This window comes from Geotalea uraniireducens Rf4 (assembly GCF_000016745.1).
Classification (GTDB): domain Bacteria; phylum Desulfobacterota; class Desulfuromonadia; order Geobacterales; family Geobacteraceae; genus Geotalea; species Geotalea uraniireducens.
Genome location: NC_009483.1, coordinates 3554640 through 3572142, shown reverse-complemented (window position 1 = coordinate 3572142; position 17503 = coordinate 3554640). Strand labels below are relative to the sequence as shown.

General features: G+C 51.8%; 13 protein-coding genes. 11 read left to right on the top strand and 2 right to left on the bottom strand.

Translation table 11 applies throughout. The features are described from left to right. Positions 1-131: 131 nt before the first annotated feature. A complete protein-coding gene (locus GURA_RS22985; RefSeq protein WP_011939904.1) occupies positions 132-1781 on the bottom strand; it encodes a cache domain-containing protein in 1650 nt (549 codons plus the stop codon). A 357-nt stretch (positions 1782-2138) separates the two neighbouring features. Here GURA_RS22985 and GURA_RS15605 point away from each other — a divergent pair, with 357 nt between their 5' ends. Further along, positions 2139-3749 carry a hypothetical protein gene (locus GURA_RS15605; RefSeq protein WP_011939903.1) on the top strand — a complete coding sequence of 537 codons (1611 nt, stop codon included), beginning with the start codon at positions 2139-2141 and terminating at the stop codon, positions 3747-3749. 84 nt (positions 3750-3833) lie between these two features. Here GURA_RS15605 and GURA_RS15600 read toward each other — a convergent pair whose 3' ends face one another. Beyond that, a complete protein-coding gene (locus GURA_RS15600; protein WP_232278925.1) occupies positions 3834-4166 on the bottom strand; it encodes a helix-turn-helix domain-containing protein in 333 nt (110 codons plus the stop codon). Positions 4167-4359: 193 nt separating this feature from the next. Between GURA_RS15600 and GURA_RS15595 the strand changes: the two genes are divergently transcribed. The 10 genes from GURA_RS15595 to GURA_RS15545 all read left to right on the top strand — a co-directional run bounded on the left by GURA_RS15595 (position 4360) and on the right by GURA_RS15545 (position 17498). Then, entirely contained in the window at positions 4360-5961 is a 1602-nt protein-coding gene (locus GURA_RS15595; protein ID WP_011939901.1) for a methyl-accepting chemotaxis protein, read from the top strand. Between the two features lie 743 nt (positions 5962-6704). Further along, positions 6705-9014 (top strand): SLBB domain-containing protein, encoded by a 2310-nt coding sequence (locus tag GURA_RS15585; RefSeq protein WP_232278923.1) that lies wholly within the window; start codon positions 6705-6707, stop codon positions 9012-9014. 233 nt (positions 9015-9247) lie between these two features. Continuing rightward, the gene (locus GURA_RS15580) at positions 9248-10498 is read left to right on the top strand and encodes a GumC family protein (RefSeq protein WP_011939899.1); all 1251 of its coding nucleotides are present in this window, start codon (positions 9248-9250) and stop codon (positions 10496-10498) included. Further along, a complete protein-coding gene (locus tag GURA_RS15575) occupies positions 10495-11784 on the top strand; it encodes a lipid II flippase MurJ (protein ID WP_011939898.1) in 1290 nt (429 codons plus the stop codon). The genes GURA_RS15580 and GURA_RS15575 overlap by 4 nt, the downstream gene beginning before the upstream one ends. Then, positions 11774-12490: a class I SAM-dependent methyltransferase gene (locus tag GURA_RS15570; protein WP_011939897.1), complete on the top strand. Its 717-nt coding sequence runs from the start codon at positions 11774-11776 to the stop codon at positions 12488-12490. Before GURA_RS15575 ends, GURA_RS15570 begins: the two co-directional genes overlap by 11 nt. Beyond that, the gene (locus GURA_RS15565; RefSeq protein ID WP_011939896.1) at positions 12487-13443 is read left to right on the top strand and encodes a class I SAM-dependent methyltransferase; all 957 of its coding nucleotides are present in this window, start codon (positions 12487-12489) and stop codon (positions 13441-13443) included. Before GURA_RS15570 ends, GURA_RS15565 begins: the two co-directional genes overlap by 4 nt. A gap of 22 nt (positions 13444-13465) precedes the next feature. Beyond that, positions 13466-14422, top strand: coding sequence for a glycosyltransferase family 2 protein (locus tag GURA_RS15560; RefSeq protein WP_011939895.1), 957 nt, complete (start codon positions 13466-13468; stop codon positions 14420-14422). Continuing rightward, positions 14422-15303 carry a glycosyltransferase domain-containing protein gene (locus tag GURA_RS15555; protein WP_011939894.1) on the top strand — a complete coding sequence of 294 codons (882 nt, stop codon included), beginning with the start codon at positions 14422-14424 and terminating at the stop codon, positions 15301-15303. Before GURA_RS15560 ends, GURA_RS15555 begins: the two co-directional genes overlap by 1 nt. 129 nt (positions 15304-15432) lie before the next feature. Then, a complete protein-coding gene (locus GURA_RS15550; protein WP_041245495.1) occupies positions 15433-16506 on the top strand; it encodes an EpsG family protein in 1074 nt (357 codons plus the stop codon). An 80-nt stretch (positions 16507-16586) separates the two neighbouring features. Next, the gene (locus GURA_RS15545) at positions 16587-17498 is read left to right on the top strand and encodes a glycosyltransferase family 2 protein (RefSeq protein ID WP_011939892.1); all 912 of its coding nucleotides are present in this window, start codon (positions 16587-16589) and stop codon (positions 17496-17498) included. The last annotated feature ends 5 nt before the right edge of the window (positions 17499-17503 follow it).

Sequence of the window (17503 nt, the reverse complement as noted above, 5' to 3'; positions counted from 1 at the left end):
ATTCATTTAACAGTGAAGGAAGCGTAGATTTTGAACGATTGATGGACGGCGTTGGGGGCGGTCGGGCTTCCAATTGAGCGGAAGGGCAGGGGGGCAGTCCCTGATTTCAGATGCCCCCCTTTTCACATTTTTTATTCCATATAAACGCCCGAGCCGACGATATAAGTATCCTGACCCGATTGCACCTTCCGCACGAAGGTCTGCTTGCGCGCAGGCGTATTTTGTCCGGGCTTGTACCAGTAGAGGTCGATCCAGGCGCTGCCATCCTTCATGGCAGCGGCTATTTCGTCCCGGATCACCGGATTCCCCTTCAGATCCCTCAGGTAGATGAGGTTTTTTCCTTCGAAGCTGGGGAAGACCGGGTTCACCAACTCGGTGCCATCCGGGGTGATGACAAACACGTAGGTGTCCATGAAGACAAAAGGACTCGTCTTGTCCCGCAATTGGCCAAAGGCCTCCTTCCCTCGGTCTGCGACAAGAGCAGCGGCATGATCGACCACATCCTCGATGAAGGCCTTATCCATCTGCATGTTGTAGATCCCGCAGCCGATGATGTGCTGCTGCCCGGAGGGAAATGTGATCCGCTTCAAAAATGTGGACTTCCAGGTAGGGAAGATATCCTCAGGCTCGGGGTACATGTAATGGACCCATCCCTCACCTGAAGGGCTCGAAGCCACCTCCAGGACCATTTTCCCGAAGGGCCTTCCCAGAACATCCGTCATGTTGCCGGCATCATGGCCTTCGCCCGCGGGCTTCGCAGCATGGAAGGTCCTGATCCCGTTTGCTGTCCAGACAAAGAAATAGGTATCGTCATGGAACCACCTGGACCCTTTCCTTCGGAATTCCGGATAGGCCTTCTCCCCCTCCTTCTCCAGGAGCGCCGCCCCTTCCCGAACGAGGGCCATCAGTTCCGGAGCGGTCATCTTCTTGCCGGCCTGAACGGCTTTGGGGGCATCAGCCAGGTAGACACCGCAACCCACCAGCACCCATTGGTCTCCCATCTTCGCTTTGCTCACATAAGCCGATTTCTGCGTGGAGACGCTTTCTCCCGGCTTGGGCCACATATAGTCGACCCAGCCGGAACCGCTCGTTTGCACCACTTTGAACATCTCCCGGATCAACTGCTTGCCCTGGGTATCCTTAAGGTCCAGAAGATTGCGTCCCTCCAGGTTCGGAAAGCCCGGGTTGACGAGATCGACGCCATTCATATCGAACACGAAAATATATGCGTCCTTTGCGATGAAGGGGCCCGTCGGATCATGGAAGAGCTGAAAAGCCGCCCTGCCATTCTTCTCGATCTGTCCGATGGCGTCGGTCACCGCATCCACGACAAAGTTCCTTTCCATGCGGTCGTTGTACATGCCGCTCCCGACCACGTAGCTCTTGCCGGACGGAGCAGTCACCAGCCGCACGTAGCTGCTTTTCCATCGGGGAAGAAGCCCGCCTGGAACAGGCCATTGGTAGTGGTACCAGCCTTCCGGTTTGTTGGGGAAGGTCGTTGCGGCACCGATGAGTCCCCGGATGATGGGTTTCCCGTTGATGTCCTTCAACTCCATCTCGTTCTTGCCTTCCATCGCCGAATCGGGATGGACCAGCATGTTTCCCTGGGGATCCAGCACAAAGATATAGATCTCTTCCTGGTGCCAGCGGCTGCCTGAGACACGGAAATCGCTGAACGCCGCTTCTCCTTTGGTGCGGACCAACTCTGTCGCGTCCTTTACCAAAGCAATGAGTTCTTCGGTATTGCTGTGATAATTCAAGGAAGGGTCGATGGTTGCCATGTCTTAGCTCCTTTTTGCCGTTGCGAGCGTTTTGCACACAATGCGATTAAAACTCAAAGTATATGTTTCAGTTCATTGGAGCAACTTTATACCGAGCCTGGAATCTGTCAAGGAGGGTATTTGTAATGGCGACAGGGGGGGCAGGGCGGTGGGTTTGGGATGACGTTGGGGGAATTGCCGTATTGCGGTATCATCTGCCGGCATTATAATTGTAAATAAATGTTAATGGTTTCTGGTGAAGAAACCCATTGCTCACTTGTAGAGCTGAAGGGAGGGCATCGCCGACTGCAACAACCAACCAAAGCCAAACCGTCCGTGAAAAGGGGGCGGAAGCGGTGGGGAAAAGGAGGAACGTCCATGACTACCTGTGGAAGAATCTTCATTCTTTTGTTGTCTTTCATCGCCTTTCTTCTTGTTGCCGGTTGTTCATCCGATACAACGAGCACCGCACCGAAAAACAGCGTTCCCGCCTCTGTCGAGGCGCAGGCACAACAACTAATCGCCGACCTTACTGCGCAGGGCTATGAGGTAACGCGCGGTTATTTCAAACTATACACCGAGGAGGATTGCACCTATTCTTACGCACAGATGAAAACCTGTTACGGCAATAACCCTGCAGCGCCCTACGTCATGTTTGGCGTGCAGCCCTGGCCTGAGGAGTATATTGATACCGCAACCAACATGGCATTTGGCCAGTTTTATCCGGGCTACAGCGGCTCATTCCGCCTTGATCCACGAGAAGCAATCGTCATCTTGGGTATCCTCCCCCCCCCGGCCGCCTACTTCGGGTTGCAGACGTACGCCTTCACCCGGGAAGGAACATTCGACACAACGAGTGCAACCTACCAATACATGGTGAATAATCCTGAAATGCTCAACACGTTTTTCACCAAAGTGCCCCTGAATCAGAACCGCATTCAGATTGCCGCCAGCCTGAGCAACAGCAATAACGATGTCGTTGTCCAGCAGCAGTCCGGGGCCGCATTCAACCAGGAGCGTTTCTTTATTATCACGCCCGATCAGTTTATGGACAGCGCGGTCAGGCAATCACTCAACCGGATTGCGGTGAACAGTTCCTTGATCTTTACCGAGCCCATTCCTTCTGTGGCGGGCAATCTGGCCGCGGTAAAAACAGGGCTGGATGAACACGCTGATGATCTTTTCTGGATCATGCGCTATTCCATGCCTAATGACGGCGGAGGGCTGGGAACGCCCTCTGATACCTGGAAGCAAAACCTGCCTCTCATCGTGCTGCGGGTGAGAGAAAAGAAAACTTCGCGGCCGGTTCAAACCTACCAACCTGTTGTGTACGAAACCAGAACGGGAATCGATGAAGGATCGTTGGGAGCTGACCTTGCGAAACTTGTAGCGGCAGTAAACGCCAAGTGGGGACAGCCCTGTGCCAGTGGCGATTGCTCCGATCAGGGAACTGCCGATTTTTTGAATCTGCAGGAGCCTCCTATCAATTTTATCGGACAACCGTGCATGGAGATCGGGATGAACTGCCTCGGTGACTCGCAGGACAGTTCGTATCAGGCAGCCCCTGGGAATTTGACGCTTGACCATGGGGAGGTATATGCGGTTGTCGGCACGCTCGGAACGGAAACAGACAATGCGACCTATGTCGGTCTGTCCGTAAATGACAGTTTGATGGTGAAGGGGATCGCAAACATCTCGGGTGACGAGCTGAAGGGCACCGCTGTCAGCTATGCAGCCGGCGGGATCAACAACATTGAAAAGTATTATGTGTACTATTTTGCCCGGAACTGCTCCGACATCCTGGATCTTACCGGGGGCAACTGCCTCAGCGTTACTGAAGATATGATCCCTGCATGTTCTGACTCGGCGACTCAGACATGCGATTACCTCAAGCTTGCTGTGCGTAATTATGTCGTTCCGGGGACAAGGCGGGGACCTGAAGAGACCCTTCTCCAACATCCCAAGCTTCTCAAACTCACAAGAAAGTGAATAAGCGTTGAGAAGTGGTCCGCCAATGCTTTCCAAAACGGCGCCGGGTCGTCAAGCCAGACCCATATTTGTTCTCCTTTGGCTTTAGCCATCACTGTCTCCCGTCGGCGGCTTTTTGCGCGGAGCCCTTTTCCGTTGGGGGAGTGATTCGTCCTGCAAACGGCGCCTCAGAACATCTTCTTTGGCTATCGATGACAAATCTTCAACCAGTCCCAATACGCGCAGAACCTGGACATAGATCCCGATGGCAACCGATGGATCACCATTCTCGACCTTGTAAAGCGTCGGACGCGAAATGTCCGCCCTGGAACAGACCGTTTCCATGGAAAAACGACTGATAGGATTGCGACAAAATGATACTCTGGCGGACAAAATGACCAGGATGGCAATGACAGCGGGGCGCCGGCCCACTGTCATTTTCTGTCGGATTATCATTAAAAGCAGGTCGTCTGGGGGATGCCGGCCGCCAAGTCCCTATTGGCACAGCAGTTGCTGTATTCATGGGTTTGCGGTTTTGGACGTGCCGGAGTGGAGTGCATGATGGCGGTTCGATAGGGACGATTTTTAACATATTGGAAGATATGTGTCGAAGGGAGCAGAAGTAACCACCATGAAGATAAAAACCAGGTTTATTGCCGTTAACGCCCTGATCGTCGCCGTAGCCTTGGCAGCGGTCACGGCGGCCTGTCTCGTCAAATTCAGCCAGGAACTGAAGCGGGTAGCCGGGGTTTCTCAGGAAGCCAGGATCAAAACCTTCTGGGAACTGCTGAAACACAAGGGCAACGATATCGATATCGTTGAAGGCAGGTTGAAGATCGGCGACTACACCGTCAACGGCAACTTCGAATTGCCCGACAGGCTTAAAGAGCTCTGCGGCGGAACGGCAACCATATTCATGGGTGACGAACGGGTATCGACCAACGTCATCAAGCCGGATGGCAGCCGGGCCGTCGGCACCAAGCTGACCGGGCCGGCCTACGAGGCGGTGTTCAAGAAAGGTGTGCCGTACCGGGGTGAGGCCGAGATCCTCGGCGCCCCATACTTCACTGCCTACGACCCGATCCGCAATGCACGGGGCGACATCGTCGGGGTGCTATACGTTGGGGTGAAAAAGAGCGAGTTCTTCGCCGCCTATCACCACCTGCAGATGGTCGTCGCCTCCATCGTGGCCGTCATCCTGCTGCTGGCCTGCCTGATCAGCGCCTTTGCCGTCAGCCGGCTCTTCAATCCGTTGAACCGCATGCACGATCTGCTCAAGGACATTGCCGAAGGCGAGGGCGACCTGACGAGGCGCCTCGATTACCGCAGGCAGGACGAGATTGGCGAGATGTGCACTTCGTTCAATCTGTTCATGGACAAACTGTACACCATTGTCAGCCGTGTTGCCGGCACCACCAGCCAGTTGGCCGCAGCCGCGCTCCAGGTGCAGGGTTCCTCGAACCAGATCGCCGAAGGGGCGGACAAGGTTGCGCAGCAATCGGCGACGGTCGCCACCGCCAGCGAAGAGATGGCCTTGACCTCCTCGGAGATCGCCCAGAACTGCCTGTTGGCCGCGGATGAGGCACGGCAGGCCACCGATTCTGCCCAGACCGGCAGCGTTGTGGTCGAGCAGACCATCAACAAGATGAACAGTGTATCCGAACAGGTCATGGCCGCCGCGAGAACCGTAGAGAGCCTCGGGCAGCGATCCGACGAGATAGGCGAGATCATCGGGGTGATCGAGGACATTGCCGACCAGACCAACCTGCTGGCACTGAATGCCGCCGTCGAGGCCGCCCGGGCAGGCGATCAGGGACGCGGATTCGCCGTGGTGGCCGACGAGGTCAGGGCACTGGCCGAACGGACGACGAAGGCCACCCGCAGGATTGCCGACATGATCGCCACGATCCAGAAGGAAACGAATGCGGCGGTCATCTCGATCAAACAGGGGGTCGAAGAGGTCGAGGCCGGGGCAAGCGAAGCGCACCGCTCCGGCGATGCGCTCAGGGACATCCTGCGCCAAATCGACGCCCTTAACCGGCAGTTCAACCAGATCGCCACTGCGGCCGAAGAGCAGACCAGCACCACCAGCGAAATCAGCAGAAGCATGCACCAAATCACCGACATCGTCCACGACACGGCCAAGGGGACCCAGGACGCTGCAGCCGCCGCCATGCAGCTCAATCAACTGGCCCAAACCCTCCAGTCGCTGGTCGGGCAGTTCAGGCTGTAACGCAGGCGATCGTCAGGCTGCGTCATGTCTCAAAATCCGGAAACGGATCTCACCCATGCGACAAAGGGGAGCTAACCATCGCTCCCCTTTGAATATCGGCTTATCCCCGGCGGTTCCTCTTCTCAACCGCTGTGAACAGGCCTCTGCGTTCTGCTTCCCACGTATTCTCCCTGGTTCTTCACGGAACAACTGCCAGCAAATTTGCATCTTGAAAAACCCCGAATCAGCACCTCTTCCTTTGCGGAACGCCTCCAAATCAATAAGAGCCTCCTCGGGAGCAGCCTTGACTTTTTGCAATTTGAGATAAAACTGTTATTGCATTTATTCGCGTTATTTTCTTTCATCCCCGGCCTCGACAGACCGGCTATTGTCATTTACAATGTGTAACATATGTTTACAAATGAAACGGTCAGCGATGCTCCTAGGCAATAAAATAAAGCTCGTACCGAAGCCGCCGCCAACGGATATCTGTACATATAACTAGATATGGGAGAGGCCCTTTGAGAAGAGGAAATTTGGTTTTTGTTGCCCTGATGTGGGGTATTTTGATGTTATTTCATTGCCATCGGGTTTCTGCCGAGGGACTTTCGCAATCCCTTCCTGCAAAATCAGCGTTACCGTCAGCATCTAGTCCAGTCGCAGCCCCCCCTTCTTTACCGGTAACCGCATCGCCAGCTCCGTCCCTGAGTCCGACAGAAACTTCACCCCTGAAAAGCACCGGAGGCACAAGGCCGGAGGGGGGCGTGGAAAAGACTAAATATGCCGGAGTGGAAAGCGAACAGGCGGATCAGGCGGAGCTTTCCGCCATTGAAAGGGCTGCTTTCGCCGAAGATGCGGCAGTAGAAACTGCCCATCCTCAGCCATACCAGGTAAAAAATCTCACTCAGTTCGGTTACAATTTTTTCAGACCGTCCGCGGCCGGTTTCGCCCCGCTCTCCGACATCCCGGTCGGTCCCGATTACGTCATCGGCCCGGGGGACAGGATCATCCTCAATCTCTGGGGAGGCGTCGAAGGGACGCATGAACTGGAGGTCAACCGGAGCGGAGAAATTGTGCTCCCGAGGGTGGGGAACGTGAAGGTCTGGGGGATTACCTTCGATCGGCTGCCGGGTCTTTTAAAAGCCAATCTGTCGAAGATCTTCAAAGATTTCGACCTGAATGTGACCATGGGGAAACTGCGGGTCATCAAGGTGTATGTGGTCGGCGAGGTGAAAGCACCCGGCGATTATAACCTGAGCCCGCTTTCGACGCTGATCAACGCTCTCAGTGCCTCAGGAGGACCGCTGAAAACCGGCACCCTGCGGAATATACAGGTTAAACGGGGGGGGAAGGTCGTGGAAACGGTCGATCTCTACGATTTCTTTCTCAAAGGGGACAAGGGTAAGGACATTCGTCTCCAGCCCGGCGATACCATCTTTGTGCCGGTTATCGGCAGAGTTGCCGGAATCGCCGGAAACGTAAAAAGACCCGCCATCTATGAGCTCAGAGAAGAGAAGGATCTGGGTGATCTGATAGCGCTGGCGGAAGGTTTTCTCCCTACCGGTTATCTCCAGAGGGTGCAGATTTCCAGGGTTGACGCCCATGAAAAGAAGGTGGTGGCCGATTTCAACATCGATCCCAAGGGTGGGGGTAAATCCCTGGATCAGATCTTGGCGAACATAAAAATCCAGGACCTGGATGTCGTCAAGATCTTCCCCATCGATATAACCTTGCGGGACCATGTCAGACTTGACGGTTATGTGCTCCGCCCCGGGGACTACGCCCTCCAGCCCGGCATGCGCCTGAGCCAGCTGTTGCTACAGGACAATCTCCTCCCCGAATATTATAAAGATGCCGCAGAAATCACCCGGCTTTATCCGCCCGATTATCATCCGGAGAAAATCTTCGTCAATGTTGCCAAGGCGCTTGCGGGTGATCCCGAGCATGACCTGGAACTGAAGGAGTCCGACAAGGTGCAGATATTCTCCCGTTGGGAGATGGAGGAAATGCCCAGGATCAGGATAAACGGGGAGGTGCAACGGCCCGGCGAATACCGGCTCTTCACCAATATGACGGTCCGTGATCTCCTTTTGGTCGCGGGCAACCCCAAAATCAACGCTTATCTGAAAAATGCCGAGATAAACCGCATCAAGCAAACCGGCGAGGCGGTATCGTCGTTTCCCATCGTAATCAACCTGGAAGAGGCCATCAAAGGCAATCCGAAGGATAACCTGATGCTTGCCCCCTTTGACGAGTTGAGCATCAGGAAAATTCCGAACTGGGCCGAAGAAAAGGAGAGATATGTCACCCTCCAGGGAGAATTCCGGTTTCCCGGCGTCTACCCGATCTATAAAGGGGAAAAGCTGAGCACCTTGATCGAGCGGGCCGGCGGCTTTACCGACAAGGCATACCTGCGGGCCGCCAAGTTTACCCGCGTGTCCATCCGCGAGCTGCAGCAGAAACGGATGGATGAGCTTGTGGCAAAAACCGAACAGGAAATCCTGAAAAAGCAAGCGGAAGTGGCCTCGGTTGCCGCCTCGAAGGAGGAGTTGGAGGCTACCAGGGCAGCCTTGGAAAGCCTGCAAAGAATCGTGGCTTTGCTGAAAGCGGCGAAGGCGGAGGGCCGGCTGGTGATCAACATGGATAAACTCGACAAGTTCAGGGACTCCCCCTATGACGTGGAACTCAAGGGGGGGGATCTGCTGGAAGTACCCCAGGTGCCGAACGCAGTGAATGTCCTCGGCCAGGTCTATAACCCGACCAGCTTTATCCCGATTGATGGTGAAGATGTGGAGTTTTATCTGGGGAAAGCGGGCGGCTCGACCAGGGAAGCGGAAGAAAGCGATACCTATGTTGTCCGTGCGGACGGAACGGTCATCAGCCGGCAACAGGTTTCAATGTTCAAGAACCTGTTCTTTTGCGGGTTCATGTCCACTCCCATGGAGCCGGGCGATACAATCATAGTCCCCCAGAAATTTGAAAGAATCGCCTGGATGCGTGAAATCAAGGACATAGCCGTCATCCTCGGCAATCTCGCGCTTTCTGCAGGGGTGATAGTTGCGGCGGGGTTGTAAAGGCAGGATTGAGGAACGAGGTGCGAGGATAAAGGAACGCGGTAAAACGGCAGGATTGAGGAACGAGGTGCGAGGATAAAGGAACGAGGTAAAACGGCAGGATTGAGGAACGAGGTGCGAGGATAAAGGAGCGAGGTAAAACGGCAGGATCGAGGAGCGAGGTGCGAGGATAAAGGAATGAGAAAACTCGAACCTGTTTTTTCCTCGAACCTGATTTTTCTGACGGAGTATAAATGATGCAGCATTCCGATACTAACAAGCTCGAACCTCGCGCCTCGAACCTCGAACCTCGAACCTCGAACCTTGAAGCTGGTTCTAACCTCGAACCTCGAACCTCGAACCTCGAACCTGCTCCCACTCTTTTCGACTACCTGGCCCTGTTCGTCAAACGCTGGCGGCTGATCGCCGGCATCACCCTGGTCGCCACCATTATCAGTATCATTGTCGTTCTGCTGATCCCCGGCATCTACACTGCAAAGGCCATGATTCTGCCCAGAGAGGACGACAAAGGGGTCATGGGGGCCATGATGGCCCAACTTGGCGGTCTGGGCGGTGTTGCCGGTATTGCCGGTGGTGGTCTGGGGGGGGCGACCAAGGCCGGCTTGTATGTGACCATGCTGAAGAGTGAGACGGTCAAGGACCCGATTATCGACCGCTTCAAGCTGAAGGATCTGTACGAGGCAAAGTTTCGGTCCGATGTGTACACGGCGCTGGATAAGAATGTCATCGTCACGGCAGGCAAAAAGGACGGGGTCATCACCATTGCCGTGGACGACAAGAATCCCAAGCGGGCAGCGGATCTGGCCAATGCTTACGTGGACGAGCTGGGGAAACTTGCCGCCAGGCTCAACATGACATCGGCCGGCAAGGACCGCGGGTATCTGGAAGAACGCCTCGCTGCGGCCCGTGTCGATCTGGCAAAGGCGGAGGATGCTCTCAAAGCCTTTCAGGCAAAAAATAAGGCCGTATCGGTAACCGACCAGGCCAAGGCCACCATCGAGGGAGTGGCGCAGTTGCGGGCCCAACTTGCTGCTCAGGAGGTGCAGTTGGCCACCTTCCGGAGGCAGTTTACCGAATCAAGCCAGGAGGTAAAAACGGCCAAATCCACAGCGGCAAATTTGCAGGCACAGATCGTCAAGCTGGAGGGAAATGGCGAGGGGAGCAGTTCCATTCCATCAGTCGGAAGTATGCCGCAGCTGGGACAGGAGTATTTGCGGCTGATGCGGGAGTTCAGGATCCAGGAGACGCTGGTGGAGCTGCTGGCCAAACAGTACGAGGTGGCGAAGCTGTCCGAGGTCAAGGACGTTTCGCCGTTTCATGTGCTGCAGAATGCAAAGGTGCCGGAGAGGCGGAGCAAGCCGGTAAGGAGAAAAATCGTAACGATCGTCTTTTTAGCGGCCTTGGCCGGCTCCTGCGCGTTGGTTCTGGCACTTGATAATTTTCAGAAGTTGCGGACGGGCATAAACAGTCAGGGCAGCCAATGAAACTCTCGATTCAACTCGGCTTCCTTTCCGCTGCCAACATCGGCCTCGCCTTTGTTTTTCAGTGGTATGTTCTTGTCAAACTGGGGCCGGGAGTAGAGACCGACGCGCTTTTTGCCGGCATGACGATCCCCCAGCTCGTATTGGCGGTCATCAGCGGATCGCTCATGCATGTCCTCGTGCCGCTTCTTTCGGGAGAAAGCGAAGATCGTCTCCGCCATGACACTTGGGGATTTTTCGTCCTTATTGGCGGTATATTCGCACTGTTGGCAGTTCTTCTTTATATGGCGGCACCCTGGTGGGTGCCCCTTACTGTGCCAGGCTTCAACGAGACCGGCCAAAGTCTCACGGTAACGCTTACCCGCATCCAACTCGTCGGCATGGTCTTTACGGCGATCAATGGCGTGCAATGGGCCGCCTACCACGCCAGGCAACAGTTTTTGTGGGCAGAATTCACCCCGATCCTGGTCAGTGCTTTTGCCTTGCTCCTGTTGATCTGGGCGCTCCCCCGTTTCGGGGTTATCGCGGCTGCCTGGATCAGCACCCTGCGCATGGGCCTGCAAACCCTGTTGCTTGCCCCCGGCATGGGGCGTCCGGTTCGCCCCGACCTGAGATGCCCTTCTGTCCGGCAAGCCTGGCAGCGCATCAAACCCCTGCTGCTGGGGACAGCCTATTACAAGACCGACCCGCTGGTGGACCGCATTCTGCTCTCCACCGCCGGCAGTGGCAGCCTGTCATTATATTACCTGGCTCAGCAGATTTATGGTGCGGTCAGCCAGGTGCTCAACAAGGCTTTCGCTGCCCCATTGGTACCGGCGCTGAGTCGGCTCCACAAGGCGGGGGACAAGGCGGGCTTTCGGCGTGCCTATCACCGGAAACTGGTGCAGGTCGGCGCAATCAGCCTCGTCGGACTTCTGGTGCTGGGGCTTTTGGGGCAGACAGTACTGAGCCTGCTGGTGGGACACGGTAATGTGAGCGCCGGCAATGTTCGGGAATTATGGTGGATCATGGTCTGGCTCTCCGGCATGTTTGCCGGTGGTGTAATGGGACAGATATCGTCATCATCGTATTTCGCGCTCGGCGACACGTCAACACCAACACGCCTGGGGATATGCAGCTATACATTCTATGTTCCGGCAAAAATTGCTCTGTATTATTACTTTGGCGTATTTGGCCTCGCGTTTGCCACCAGCCTGTTCTTTGTCGTAAACCTTTTTCTCCAACACCATTTTCTGAAAACCAACCACTTCAATTTTTTGTATGGGGAAGTACTTTGTGATGATAAATGAGGACTTTTCAGCGAGAAATAAAATACAGGATGTCGGCAGATGGTATATAACCCGTTTCGTGAAGTATGTTGCGGAGAGCCTGCCGGAGAATGCCTCCCTGTTGGATGCCGGTGCGGGAGAGTGTGTTTACAAAAGGTTTTTTTCCAATTGCAACTATAAAGCAATCGACTTAGCCGTGGGTGAACGCCGCTGGAACTATGCCAACCTCGATTACGTCGCTCCCTTGCATGACATGCCCATCGAAGATGGCACCTTCGATGCAGTGCTGTGCACCCAGGTGCTTGAGCATCTGGAATGGCCCCGTGAAAGCGTCAAGGAGATGTACCGTGTCCTCAAACCCGACGGAAAGCTTTTCATGACGGTGCCGATGGCACATCCCGAACATCAGGGTCCCCATGACTTTTTCAGATATACGTCCTATGGGCTTGAATCCATATGCAAGCATGCTGGTTTTCGGGAGATCAAGATAACTCCATTTGGAGGACGTTGGGTCCGCTGGGCATACGAGCTACCGAGGGGACTGTCGATTTTCCCTCCTGCGGGGCTTCGCAGCAACAATCCCAACGTCGTTGGAATCGTGATTTACCCTGTCAAATTCGTTGCGCAAATGATTGTACGCTTGTTGCAAACAATATTCTTGTGGCTGGACAGGTTCGACAACAAAAAGGACGATCCATTTGGCTGGTCTTGTGAGGCAGTAAAATGATCGACTCCGTTCATCTGGAAGACGTCTCCTGCCCCCTCGGTTGTCCGAAGAACGATGAATTCGTGCTCAGCGGGCGCGACCTGCTCCACGACCTGCCCGGTACTTTCACCATCGTCAAATGCCGCACCTGCGGCCTGATGCGTACCAATCCCCGTCCGACACAGGAAACAATTGGCTTCTATTACCCCGATGACTATGGCCCTTACCTGGGCACCCGTGTGCAGCAGACTGGGCCCAAACAAACTTCCGGCATTAAAAAACTGCTCAAACCCGTGGTCAAACGACTGTTCAACTTCAACACCGAGGCATTGCCGCCGCTTTCTCCGGGGCGGTTGCTGGAAGTGGGATGTGCCTCCGGGGCTTTCCTGCATCGGATGGCCGGGCAAGGATGGCAGGTGGAGGGGATCGAGTTTTCCGACAAGGCGGCACTTGCCGCAACCCGGCTTGGCTATTACGTTCATGCCGGACCCCTGGAAACGGCTCCTGAACCCCGTCAGCCTTTTGATCTCATCGTCGGCTGGATGGTGCTGGAACACCTGCACGATCCGATCGGCGGCCTTCAAAAGCTGTGCGAATGGGCCAAACCCGGCGCCTGCCTGGCGCTGTCGGTGCCAAATGCCGGTTCGCTGGAGTTTCGCCTTTTCAAAGAAAAATTATACGCACTGCACTTGCCTAATCATCTTTACCACTTCACCCCCGAAACCTTAAGGCAAGTTCTGGAGGCTGGCGGTTGGGCACTGGAGAATATCCACCACCAGCGGTTGTTGAGCAACCTGCTTGCCAGCACCGGCTATGTTTTACGTGACAGGGGCTATACCAGGCTGGGGCAGAAACTCATCGATTTTCCGAAACGGGCCGGAAAGTGGCACTTTGCGCTATATCCGCTGGCCTGGTTGCTCAGTGCTTTCGGTCAGACCGGCCGCATGACAATCTGGGCGAGAAAACAGGCATGATCAATACCTTTGGACTACGCTGATGAATCCACTCCCTAAAGTATCAATAGTAATCCCGACTTATGGGCAGCAGGACTGTGTATCTCATGCGATTTCAAGCGCGCTGGCTCAAAGCTATCCAAACCTCGAAGTGATCGTGGTTGATGACGCTTCTCCTGATCAAACTGCTGAGAAGGTTGCCGCATACCGCGATCCCAGGTTGCGCTATATACGTAATACTCAAAATCTTGGTCGGGTGAAGAATTATCGTCGTGCTTTGTACGAATTGGCTACGGGAGAATGGGTCGTCAATCTTGACGGAGACGATTTTTATATTGATGTTGATTTTATCAGCAAGGCGGTAGAACTTGCGTACAGTGAACCCGGCATCGTGATCGTCTCGGCTCGACGGAATGTAGTAACGGCAACGGGTACGCGCGAACCTTTACTCCTGGATACGACCATACTATCCGGCAAAGAGGCCTTATTACGATACCATGATCAACGCTATCACTTTTCACATCTGGCTACCTTGTACCATCGGCCCAGTGCGTTAGCCTGTGACTTTTATCGAATGGATGTCATCAGTTCCGATTGGGAATCCCTGTTGCGCCTGGCGCTAACAGGCAAAGTCGCATATCTCGACCGTGTCGTCGGCTGTTGGAATTTACATGGAGGCAATGCCAGCCTTATTAATTGCTGGCGGGATATGGTCAACAACCTTGGGATTTGGGAGTCGATTTACCAGACTGCCACTGCTGTCGAAATACCGCCGAAAGCTCTTGGGCGTGCGCGAAATGCCACTCTTCTACCCATAGCTTACCGTGATCTTTCCCTGATATTTAAAGGGGGAGCGGTTTTAGATGCTTTTAGATATCTGCACCATGGATTCCCCATATTGAAGACAACCGTTGTGTTGAGAATACTTGTCCATCCATATGTTTGGGTAAAATCGGGGATCAATATTTTCAGACGCATAGTGCAAAGGATTGCCTGCTAATGTGTGGCATTGTTGGTGGTATAGCTATCGAACAGAACCGGCTTGATAAGGCAACTAAACGACCAGGGTCGGCAACGGTGGATATGGCGCCATTGAAGATTGCCGTCTATACGTGTATTACGCAAGGCTACGATTCGTTGAAAATCCCGCTATCCGTAGACAAGCGTCTTGCATATTTTTGTTTTACGGATACCCCCCATAGCGTGATGCCGCCATGGGAGTTTCGTCCCATCGACCTGAAGGGGCTTTCACCAAAGGACCAGAACCGTTACATCAAGATGCATCCCCATGAATTCTTGCCGGGTTATGACGTCACCGTATATGTCGATGGTAGTATTCAAATCGTTGGGGATTTGTATGAATTGATTTGCGCAGCTCTGCATTCACCAGAAGATATTTTTTTATATCAACACCCGCTGAGAAACTGTGTTTATGCCGAAGCTGCTAAATGTGCGCACTATTCGCTCGATTGGATATGGATCATTGCGTCACAGATGCGCAGATACAGTAAGATAGGATATCCTGTCGGAAACGGCCTGTTTGAGGCAAATGTGATCATAAGGAAAACTACTCTTTGTATGCGCCGCTTCATGGACGAGTGGTGGAGTGAATACCGCTCCGGAGCGAAACGTGACCAGTTATCGCTTCCATTTATCGCGTGGAGGTTGGGCATTTTGTTAGGGTCTTTAGGTAAAAGCGACCCACGATTTGGTCAGCAATATTTCCAACTCGTTAAGCATACTTCAGTAATGCAAGGTTTGAAATTCAATATACGGAAAGTCATAAATAGGACCATTGCAACATTGATAACGTATAAAAAACTATTTGGTCTCAAAACTGGCTCTATCTCTGGCACAAATACAGCGAAGAAAAACTTCTAAAAGTTGGCGGGCTGTTCGCTGTGCTGAACAACAGATTAAATAGTCATCCCTGAAAAAGTGTAGTTTGGTTATTTGGACTAATCTGAACTCGAATATATGACTAACTATGTTTGTGCGGATAATTATCTTATGAATCAATCAAATAAGAGCAAGACACTTCTACAAAATAACTGTTGGTTGATGGTTGCCAATATTCTCAAAGCGAGCAATATAGAAATAATCTGTATTGTTGTTTTTGGCACCATATTGATCGCAACTGCAGGGTTGCAACTATTTGGTCCGAGTGCTGATTACTACGCCTACCAAGAGATGGTGATAGATAAGACTAATGTGAAGTTGGACACAGTAGAGTTCGCTTTCAGAGCATTGCTATGGATAAATGACATCTTATTCGGCTCTGATTTTCAAACATTTCTTGTAATGTTTGCAATACTTGGGGTTAGCATTAAGCTTTTTGCATTACTAAAGTACTCGAAGATTCCTCTTTTAAGTTTGATCCTATATGCATTTTCATACTACCTCCTGCACGAATATATTCAGATTCGTGCAGGAGTGGCAACGGGTATTTTTTTACTCGCGCTTTCCGATCTCGCGAAAGGTGATGCTAAGAGGTACTTCCTAAAAGCGCTCTTGGCAATACTGTTCCATTGGAGCTCTGTAGTGTTGCTTCCTCTATATTTTATAGTTCGATATGTAAAAATAGGAATGTTCTATTTATTGCCTTTTATTGGGATACTCCTCTTTATAAATGGCGTCAATGTGGATTTAGTCACACCGGAGGCGTTATTACCAATTGAGTGGCTGAGTAACTATTACGTAGCTCATTCTGGGCAACAAGAAGAAATAAAGGCATTCAATCTAATCAGTATTTCTCATGTGGGGCTTTTTTTATTTGTTGCTGTCTTGTATTTAAGAAGTAAAGAAATAATTGATGAGTTTGATTTGGTGTTGTTCAAAATATTTTCAATTTCGTTGTTTCTGTTTTTTTTCTTGTCATCATTTCAATTGCCAGTCATAGCTTTCAGGCTAAATGAATATTTAAACGTTGTATTGCTTTTATTGATTCCGGCAATTGTGTGTCAATCCGATGATAAACTAGTAATGTCTATATTGTTTATATTTTACTTCATGCTTTACGCATATCATTTGATTTTTAATGTTCAAGCTATCCCTGACCTACTTATTTTTTTTCAAATTATTTGAGAAATTCTACAACGGAAAACAGTTTTTGTCGGATCATCTGTGATGTATTCGCAATTGCCAATTACTCAGGAAAGTAAATTATGATTAGTACTGATGCTTTGATATGGGCAGGAGTCATTACTTATCATCCCGATTTGGTTAAACTAAAAAACCTAGTTAATATACTCGAAATTCAAGTTGATAAAATAATTGTTTTCAATAATGGGGGCTGCCTTGATAAAGATATATGTAAGCTTTTCCAAGGGAGCAATTTCGAAATTATTGGCTGCGGTGAAAACGTTGGTATAGCCAAGGCTCTCAATGAAATTTGTCGACTTGCCGCTCAAAATTTAGCTGATTATGTTGTAACCTTTGATCAAGATAGTTTACCCGGCGATGTTTTTGTTAATGGTTTACATGACTTTATTGTAACGCTTTCTGATTCAAACAAAAACGTTGCTGCTGTTGGCCCTGTATTTGTTGATGAGCGAGGTAGCACGGAAGTCCTTCCAGTTTTTCAAGCAGGATGTTGGTGGGTAAAAAAGATAGATCCTTTAAGTGGGAATCATGCTGCAATCAATGCAAGTATGTTGATAACCTCTGGAATGCTATTAAAAATTTCTGCATGGGAAAAAATTGGGAAATTTCGAGAGGATTTATTTATCGATCATGTAGACACTGAATGGTGTTTACGAGCACTTAATCGTGAGTTTGAGCTTTTTGTATGCCCCTCGGTGATTATGCAACACGAAATATCTGAAGAAGCCCCTAAACGGTTGTTTGGCAGATTGGTATTAAAGTATTCACCAATACGCCGCTATTATGCTTTTCGAAATACATCCGTCCTTATTCTGGGGAAATATACTCCCTGTGGAATTCGGATTTATTTTCTGACTACACTTTGCTATCGGTTTTTCATTAATTTACTTGTTGATAAAAACATGATTAGAAGTCTAAAAGCAATGTTGACTGGTGTGGTTCATGGTGTTATCGGAAAAATGGGCAGGCGGTGAAGTAT

Coding starts and splice junctions, on each gene's coding strand:
- GURA_RS22985 (WP_011939904.1), bottom strand. CDS start 1,781: ATGGCAACCATCGACCCTTCCTTGAATTATCACAGCAATACCGAAGAA.
- GURA_RS15605 (WP_011939903.1), top strand. CDS start 2,139: ATGACTACCTGTGGAAGAATCTTCATTCTTTTGTTGTCTTTCATCGCC.
- GURA_RS15600 (WP_232278925.1), bottom strand. CDS start 4,166: ATGACAGTGGGCCGGCGCCCCGCTGTCATTGCCATCCTGGTCATTTTG.
- GURA_RS15595 (WP_011939901.1), top strand. CDS start 4,360: ATGAAGATAAAAACCAGGTTTATTGCCGTTAACGCCCTGATCGTCGCC.
- GURA_RS15580 (WP_011939899.1), top strand. CDS start 9,248: ATGATGCAGCATTCCGATACTAACAAGCTCGAACCTCGCGCCTCGAAC.
- GURA_RS15575 (WP_011939898.1), top strand. CDS start 10,495: ATGAAACTCTCGATTCAACTCGGCTTCCTTTCCGCTGCCAACATCGGC.
- GURA_RS15570 (WP_011939897.1), top strand. CDS start 11,774: ATGATAAATGAGGACTTTTCAGCGAGAAATAAAATACAGGATGTCGGC.
- GURA_RS15565 (WP_011939896.1), top strand. CDS start 12,487: ATGATCGACTCCGTTCATCTGGAAGACGTCTCCTGCCCCCTCGGTTGT.
- GURA_RS15560 (WP_011939895.1), top strand. CDS start 13,466: ATGAATCCACTCCCTAAAGTATCAATAGTAATCCCGACTTATGGGCAG.
- GURA_RS15555 (WP_011939894.1), top strand. CDS start 14,422: ATGTGTGGCATTGTTGGTGGTATAGCTATCGAACAGAACCGGCTTGAT.
- GURA_RS15550 (WP_041245495.1), top strand. CDS start 15,433: ATGAATCAATCAAATAAGAGCAAGACACTTCTACAAAATAACTGTTGG.
- GURA_RS15545 (WP_011939892.1), top strand. CDS start 16,587: ATGATTAGTACTGATGCTTTGATATGGGCAGGAGTCATTACTTATCAT.